The 6,936-nt window shown below is 73.6% G+C and carries 6 protein-coding genes; 4 read left to right on the top strand and 2 right to left on the bottom strand.

Annotated elements, in window-relative coordinates:
• Positions 1–129: 129 nt before the first annotated feature.
• Together AB0B20_RS22050 and AB0B20_RS22055 are read left to right on the top strand one after the other, a co-directional pair.
• Complete coding sequence (locus AB0B20_RS22050) at positions 130–1,356, top strand: sensor domain-containing protein (RefSeq protein WP_357472995.1); 1,227 nt, start codon at positions 130–132, stop codon at positions 1,354–1,356.
• The gene (locus AB0B20_RS22055) at positions 1,344–1,997 is read left to right on the top strand and encodes a response regulator transcription factor (protein WP_357472998.1); all 654 of its coding nucleotides are present in this window, start codon (positions 1,344–1,346) and stop codon (positions 1,995–1,997) included. The genes AB0B20_RS22050 and AB0B20_RS22055 overlap by 13 nt, the downstream gene beginning before the upstream one ends.
• 56 nt (positions 1,998–2,053) lie before the next feature.
• On the opposite strand, the gene AB0B20_RS22060 is transcribed toward AB0B20_RS22055, so the two are convergent.
• Complete coding sequence (locus AB0B20_RS22060; RefSeq protein WP_357473001.1) at positions 2,054–3,217, bottom strand: serine hydrolase domain-containing protein; 1,164 nt, start codon at positions 3,215–3,217, stop codon at positions 2,054–2,056.
• A 234-nt stretch (positions 3,218–3,451) separates the two neighbouring features.
• On the opposite strand from AB0B20_RS22060, the gene AB0B20_RS22065 reads away from it, so the two are divergent.
• A complete protein-coding gene (locus AB0B20_RS22065) occupies positions 3,452–3,922 on the top strand; it encodes a hemerythrin domain-containing protein (RefSeq protein WP_357384821.1) in 471 nt (156 codons plus the stop codon).
• Between the two features lie 51 nt (positions 3,923–3,973).
• Here AB0B20_RS22065 and AB0B20_RS22070 read toward each other — a convergent pair whose 3' ends face one another.
• Positions 3,974–4,840 carry a hypothetical protein gene (locus AB0B20_RS22070; protein ID WP_357473004.1) on the bottom strand — a complete coding sequence of 289 codons (867 nt, stop codon included), beginning with the start codon at positions 4,838–4,840 and terminating at the stop codon, positions 3,974–3,976.
• Positions 4,841–5,183: 343 nt separating this feature from the next.
• Between AB0B20_RS22070 and AB0B20_RS22075 the strand changes: the two genes are divergently transcribed.
• Complete coding sequence (locus AB0B20_RS22075) at positions 5,184–6,797, top strand: cellulose-binding domain-containing protein (RefSeq protein ID WP_357473007.1); 1,614 nt, start codon at positions 5,184–5,186, stop codon at positions 6,795–6,797.
• Positions 6,798–6,936 lie beyond the last annotated feature (139 nt).

Here is a 6,936-nt window from a genome sequence, read left to right on the forward strand (position 1 = left end):
AGGCGCGCGGCCCGCCCGGAACGATCCCGCCAGCACGACGACCGAGGTACAGCAGGCTGTACCTTCCGTGCCCGGCCCTGCCGCGCGGGGACCGCGGTGACCTATCGTGTCGGCCGGGGGTGGGCCGGGATGGAATACGTGCGCGGGCGGTTCCGCGCCTCGGTGGACGCGCTGGAACACCTGGTCGGCGGGCTGGGCACGGCCGTGCTGGCACTTGGCGCGCTGTTCGGGGTGATCGTCGTGGCGGCCGCCTGCGCCGGCGGGGTCGGGCTGCTGCTCGTACCCGGGATGCTGCGGGCGGTGCGGTCGGTGGCCGACCGGGAGCGCGCCCGGCTGTCCCGGTGGGGGTCGCCGATCCCGGCGCCCGGCCCGGTGCCGGACGGGCTGCGGCCGGCGCTGCGCGACCCGGTCGTCCGGCGGGAGCTGCGCTGGGTCGGCGCCCACGCCACGCTCGGCTTCGTCGCCGGGCTGATCGCGCTCGCGCTGCCGATCTACGCCGTGCAGGACATGACCTTCCCGCTGTGGTACCGGCTGGTGCCGCCGGAGGCCGGCGCGCCCGGGATCGGCTGGTGGCGCGTCGACGGGCTCGGCGACGCGCTGGTGGTCGGCGTGCTCGGCATCGGCTGGCTGGTGCTCGCGGTCGCGACCGGGCCGGCGCTGGCCCGGATCCAGGCCCGGCCGGGCCGCCGGCTGCTGCCCCCGCCGCCCGGGTTCGACCTGTCGCTGCGGGTCGCCGAGCTCACCGCCACCCGGGCCGCCGCGCTCGACGCCCACGCGGTGGAGCTGCGGCGGATCGAACGCTCGCTGCACGACGGCACCCAGAACCGGCTCGTCGCGGTGAACGTGCTGCTCGGCGCCGCCCGGCGGGCGGTACGCCGTGACCCGGACCGCGCCGACGAGATCCTGGAACGCGCGCAGAACGCGGCCGAGCAGGCGCTCGGCGAGCTGCGTACGGTGGTGCGGGGCATCCTGCCGCCGGTGCTCGGCGACCGGGGGCTGGCCGGGGCGCTCGCCGGGCTCGCCGCGGAGTGCGCGGTGCCGTGCCGCCTGTCGGTGGACGTCGACGCGCGCTGCGCGGCGTCGGTCGAGGCCACCGCGTACTTCGTGGTGGCCGAGGCGCTGACGAACGTGGTCCGGCACAGTGGCGCGGGCGCCGTGGAGGTCGCCGTGCGCCGGGAGGGGGACCGGCTGCTCGTGACGGTCACCGACGACGGGCGCGGCGACGCCGACGAGGCGCGCGGCTCCGGGCTGACCGGCATCCGCCGCCGGGTCGAGGCGTACGACGGGCGGATGACGCTGACGAGTCCTGCGGGAGGACCGACGAGGATGCACGTGGAGCTGCCATGCGGATCGTGATCGCCGAGGACGACGCGCTGCTGCGCGAGGGGCTGGCGCTGCTGCTGCGCGCCGAGGACCTGGACGTGGTCGCCACCGCCGGCACACCGGACGAGTTCCTGACCGCCGTGGACGAGCACCGCCCGGACGTGGCGATCGTCGACGTGCGGATGCCGCCCACCCACACCGACGAGGGGATCGTCGCCGCGGTCGAGGCCCGCCGCCGCCTGCCGGGCCTCCCGGTGCTGGTCCTGTCCGCGTACGTCGAGCAGGCCTTCGCCACCGAGCTGTTCTCGGTCGGCGCCTCCGGGCTCGGCTACCTGCTCAAGGAGCGGGTGGGCCGGGTCGAGGAGTTCCTCGCCGCGCTGCACCGCGTCGCGAGCGGCGGCAGCGTGATCGACCCCGAGGTGGTCGGGCAGCTGCTCGCCCGCAACCGGCGGCCGGACACCGCGCTGGCCGAGCTGTCGCCGCGGGAGCACGAGGTGCTGGCGCTGATGGCCGAGGGGCTGGGCAACGGCGCGATCGCGGAACGGCTGTTCGTCACCGACGGCGCGGTGCACAAGCACATCCGCAACATCTTCGCGAAGCTCAGCCTGCCGCCGGACGACCGCGCCGACCGCCGGGTCACCGCCGTGCTGCGCTATCTCGACGGCCGGCGATAGGCGTACGCACGCGCGCCGCCTCGCGGTGAGGCGGCGCGCGTGCGGTGTGACCTGGATCAGTCGGTGCCGCACAGGGCCGCGTCGACGGTGCTGGTGACCGCCTCCAGCATCTCCAGGCCGGTCGGCAGCGCGGTCACCGCGACCACCGCGCTGCGCCCGTCCGTGGTGGACAGGTTGCGCGTCTCGAAGCCCTGGATGTCGCCGCCGTGCCCCCAGGCGTGGCCGCCGCAGGGCAGCTCGTGCCGGGCGATGCCCAGGCCGTACGCCCATTCGCCGCTGGGCTCGAAGTCGGGCGCCGGCACGGTACGCGTCAGGGCCGCCTGCTGGGCCGGCTTGAGCAGCTTGCCCGCCAGCAGCGCCTCGAAGAACGCGCGCAGATCCGACGGCGTCGAGACGAGCTGGCCGGCGGCCCAGCCCAGCGACGGGTCCATCCGGGTCACGTCGACCCACGGCGCGCCGGGCCCCACCGCCACGTATCCGCGCGGCAGCCGGCCGGGCAGGTCCTGCTCGCCGGTCTGCGGCCAGTACGTGTCGCGCAGCCGCAGCGGCTCGATGATCCGCCGGGTGATCTCCTCACCGACCGGGCGCTTGGTGACCCGCTCGACGATCAGTCCGGCCAGGACGTAGTTGGTGTTGCTGTACTCCCACTTCGTCCCCGGCGGGAAGCGGCGGGACTGGGTGAGCGCCTCGTCCACGAGCCGGCGCGGGTCGAAGTACTCGCTGCGCCTGTCGATCAGATCCTGCTCCTCGGTGAAGACCACGTCGTCGTAGTCGGGCAGGCCGCTGGTCTGCTGCAACAACTGGCGTACGGTGATCCGCCGCCCGTCGTTGCCGTTGGCGCGCACCATGCCGGGTAGGTAGCGCTCGACGGTGGCATCCAGGTCGATCTTGCCCTCGCCGACGAGCTGGAGGACGACCACTGCGGTGAACGTCTTGGTGTTGCTGCCGACGCGCACCCGGGCGTCACGGGGGATCCCGGCGCCGGTGCGCAGGTCCCCGACCCCGGCGGTGTAGTCGCGCACCCGGCCCTCGCGGCGGACGGAGGCCAGCGCCCCGGGGAAGCCGTGCTCGGCGACCAGGCCGTCCAGTCGCGTCTGGACGGCGTCGGCGGCGGGACGCCGGGTGTCGGTGGTCGCGGCGGACGCGGCGGGCACACCGAGCGCGGTGACGGTCAGCAGGGCCGTGGCGCCGACGGCCAGCGGGAAGGTACGGCGGGTCATGGGAACTCCTCGACGGAGGTGAACGGGTACGTCCTCAAGCCTCGCCAGAACCGGGCCCTCGCTCCATACCGCCAGCTGCCGAGCCGGGGTAGCGCTGGCACCACTTGATGGCACCGGTGCCGCCGGTTAGGCTCCGCGCAGCGTCGCGTGCCGGTGGCAGACCGTGTCAGGCATGGAGGCGCCGGACCGAAGGGAGCACGACGATGACACTCGTCGTCCCTTCGCCCTCGCCTCGTGGCTGAGGGCGAACAGGCCAGGCTGGTGGCCTGGAGCCGGGAGATGCGCGCCGTCCACGGGCGGCTGCGCGAGGCGCTGGAGGTGACCCGGCGGGCGCTCGCCGACGGTGAGCCGGCCCGCCCGGCGGCGCGTGACCTGCTGTTGTTCTGTCACGGGTTCTGCGCGGCGCTGACCGCGCACCACGAGGGCGAGGACCGCAGTCTCTTCCCGGCGATCGCGGCGCGGCATCCGGAGCTGCGCGGCACGCTGGACCGGCTGCGGCAGGACCACTCGATGATCGGGTACCTGCTGGCCGGGCTGAGCGCGGCGGTGGCCCGCGACGCCCCGCCGGGGGAACTGGCCCGGCACCTGGAGGGCGTGGCGGCGATCATGGAGTCGCACTTCCGGTACGAGGAACGGCAGCTGCTCACCGTGCTGGAGACGCTGGCACTTGACGCCGACCCGGCCGACGTCTTCGGACCGCTGTGACCCCGGGTCGCGGCCCGGCGGGATGCGCACCGCCGGGCCGCGGCCGGGCGCTCAGTTCAGGCCGCAGGTGGCCAGCGCGTCCAGGTTCGGGCGCTGCGCGCCGACCCGGTTGAACGCGATCTCGATGCGGTCGAGCGCCGCGACACGCTTGCTGCGCAGCGGCCCGAGGATCGCGTTGTCGATGAAGGCCGGCCCGCCCTCGGGGCGTACCGCGAGCTGGGCGAGGCGGGCGTTCGCCTCGGCGATCTGCTTGTCCAGCGTGGCCAGCTCGGCCTGTACCTGACCGGCGGCCGCCGCCGGAACGGCGGGCAGCGCGACGCGCGGGCAGTTCACGGTCCGCGCCGCGCCTCCGGCGTTACCGTTCTGGCCGCCCGCGTTGCCGTTCTGCCCGCCGGCGTTGCCGTTCTGACCGTTGCCGTTCTGGCCGCCCGCGTTCTGGCCGCCGCCGCCCTGTGCGGCACCGCCGTTGACGGCGCTCGGCACGCCCGGGGCGTTGAGGGTGCAGGCCGCCAGCGCGTCCAGGTTCGGCCGCTGCGCGCCGATCCGGTTGAACGCGATCTCGATGCGGTCGAGCACGGCGACGCGCTTGCTGCGCAGCGGGCCGAGGATGGCGTTGTCGAGGAACGCCGGGCCGCCCTCGGGGCGTACCGCCTGCCGGGCCAGCCGCTCGTTCTGCCGGGCGATTTCCTGGTCCAGGTTGGCCAGTTCCCGTTCCACCTGGGCCGATGCAGCCGCCGGGACGGCGGGCAGCTTGTCGCGTACGGTCGGGCAGTTCACGGTCTGCGCTGCGGCGGTGGCGGCCGGGCGGTTGTTCTCGCCCGCCGACGCCAGTTGCAGCCCACCGGCGAACAACAGCGCCGCGAGGGCGCCCACCCCGCCGAGCTTCAGGACCGCGGTCTTGCGCGTACCCCTGGCCATGCACCTCTCCTCTGGTTGACCGGGAGGGCCGGCGCGGCGGCTGCCGCCCCGTCTCCACGGTGCGAAGTGACGACTGGAGGAATCGTGCTCGTGCCCGCTCCGGCATCGCGGTTCCGGCCGATGTTCCGGTCGGCAGTGGATACGGACGGCGCGGCGCGATCGTTCAGTGCGCGCGAAGGTTTGACCGTATCGACGTCCGTCGTTAGGCTGCGCTGAAAGCGCTTACTGCGCGGGAGGCGTGAGCGTTCGTGGCACTGACGTCCGGGTATCAAGGCCCGTCCCCGACACCGACCGGGCATCGGTGCCGGCGGGGGCACGGCACCACCACCCGCAGGAGACCACCATGAACAACCGACACCGCCGTACGGTGTTGTGGACGTCCGCCGCGGCGACCGCCGCGCTCGCCGCGTCCGGACTGGCCGTCGGCGCGACCGCCGCGCAGGCGGCCGCTGGCTGCCGCGTCGACTACGCCGTCACCGCGCAGTGGGGCGGCGGCTTCACCGCCAACGTCAACCTGACGAACCTCGGCGACCCGCTCAACGGCTGGGCCGTCACCTGGACCTTCGGCGCCGGGCAGACCGTCGCCCAGTCCTGGGGCGCCGACATCACCGCGAGCGGCGCGTCGGTGCGCGCCGTCAACGTCAGCTACAACGGCAGCCTGGGCACCAACGCGAGCACGTCGTTCGGCTTCAACGGCACCTGGAACAACAGCAGCAACCCGGTGCCGTCCACCTTCGCGGTCAACGGCGTCACCTGCACCGGCGGGGTCACCCCGACCACCGGCACGCCGACCAGTGCTCCGCCGCCCAGCACGCCGCCGCCGAGCAGCCCGCCCCCGAGCACGCCGCCGCCGAGCACGCCGCCGGCCGGTGGGGCGATCTACGCCGCGCCGAACGGCACCGCCGGGGCGGCCGGCACCCAGGCCAGCCCCACCACGATCGCCACGGCGATCACCCGCGTCGGGGCGGGCGGCACGATCTATCTGCGCGGCGGCACGTACAACCTGTCCCAGACGGTCACCGTCGCCGCCGGCAACAACGGCACGTCGAGCGCCCGTAAGAACCTGTACGCCTACCCGGGCGAGACGCCGATCCTGAACTTCTCGGCGATGAGCGAGGACCCGGCCAACCGGGGACTGGCGCTCAACGCCTCGTACTGGCACGTGCGCGGGCTCGTGGTGGAGCGGGCCGGTGACAACGGCATCTTCGTCGGCGGCAGCAACAACATCATCGAGCGGACGGTGACCCGCTTCAACCGCGACACCGGGCTGCAACTGTCCCGCATCGCCTCCAGCACGCCGCGCGACCAGTGGCCCGCGAACAACCTCATGGTCAGCGTGGAGTCGCACGACAACGCCGACTCTGACGGCGAGGACGCCGACGGGTTCGCGGCCAAGCTCACAGTCGGCAGTGGAAACGTCTTCCGGTACGCGGTGTCGCACCACAACATCGACGACGGCTGGGACCTCTACACCAAGTCCGACACCGGCGCGATCGGCCCGGTGACCATCGAGGACTCCCTCGCGTACAGCAACGGCACACTGAGCAACGGCACGCAGAACGGCAACGGTGACCGCAACGGCTTCAAGCTCGGCGGCGAGGACATCGCGGTGAACCACACCGTCCGGCGCACCATCGCGTACCGAAACGGCAAGCACGGGTTCACGTACAACCGCAACCCGGGCACCATGACGATCTCGAACAACCTGAGCATCGACAACACCGAGCGCAACTTCTCGTTCGACGCCGGCACCTCGGTCTTCCGGAGCAACACGTCCTGCCGCTTCGCCGGCAGCGGCTCCAATGACAAGACGGTCGGAAACGTGGACGGCTCGAACCAGTTCTGGTCCGGCTCCAACGGCTCCCGCTGCGCCACGTACTCCGGGGCTCTGGCCTGGTCCTTCGCCGCCGACGGCCGCCTCACGGTGACCCTGGGCGGCCGCGCCGTCTCCCTCTGACGGCCCACCCACCTGAGTCGATCATGAGGTTGGCGGCCGGATCGAAGATCGACACACCAGCGGGTCGCCCTCGACCAGTTCGTCGAGCGTCACCCCGACCGCGCCGCCGATGGAGTTCTCCAGCGGCACCAGTGCCGCG

Origin of the sequence: Micromonospora sp. NPDC049151 (assembly GCF_040648395.1) — a bacterium.
Classification (GTDB): domain Bacteria; phylum Actinomycetota; class Actinomycetes; order Mycobacteriales; family Micromonosporaceae; genus Micromonospora.

Coding starts and splice junctions, on each gene's coding strand:
- AB0B20_RS22050 (WP_357472995.1), top strand. CDS start 130: ATGGAATACGTGCGCGGGCGGTTCCGCGCCTCGGTGGACGCGCTGGAA.
- AB0B20_RS22055 (WP_357472998.1), top strand. CDS start 1,344: ATGCGGATCGTGATCGCCGAGGACGACGCGCTGCTGCGCGAGGGGCTG.
- AB0B20_RS22060 (WP_357473001.1), bottom strand. CDS start 3,217: ATGACCCGCCGTACCTTCCCGCTGGCCGTCGGCGCCACGGCCCTGCTG.
- AB0B20_RS22070 (WP_357473004.1), bottom strand. CDS start 4,840: ATGGCCAGGGGTACGCGCAAGACCGCGGTCCTGAAGCTCGGCGGGGTG.
- AB0B20_RS22075 (WP_357473007.1), top strand. CDS start 5,184: ATGAACAACCGACACCGCCGTACGGTGTTGTGGACGTCCGCCGCGGCG.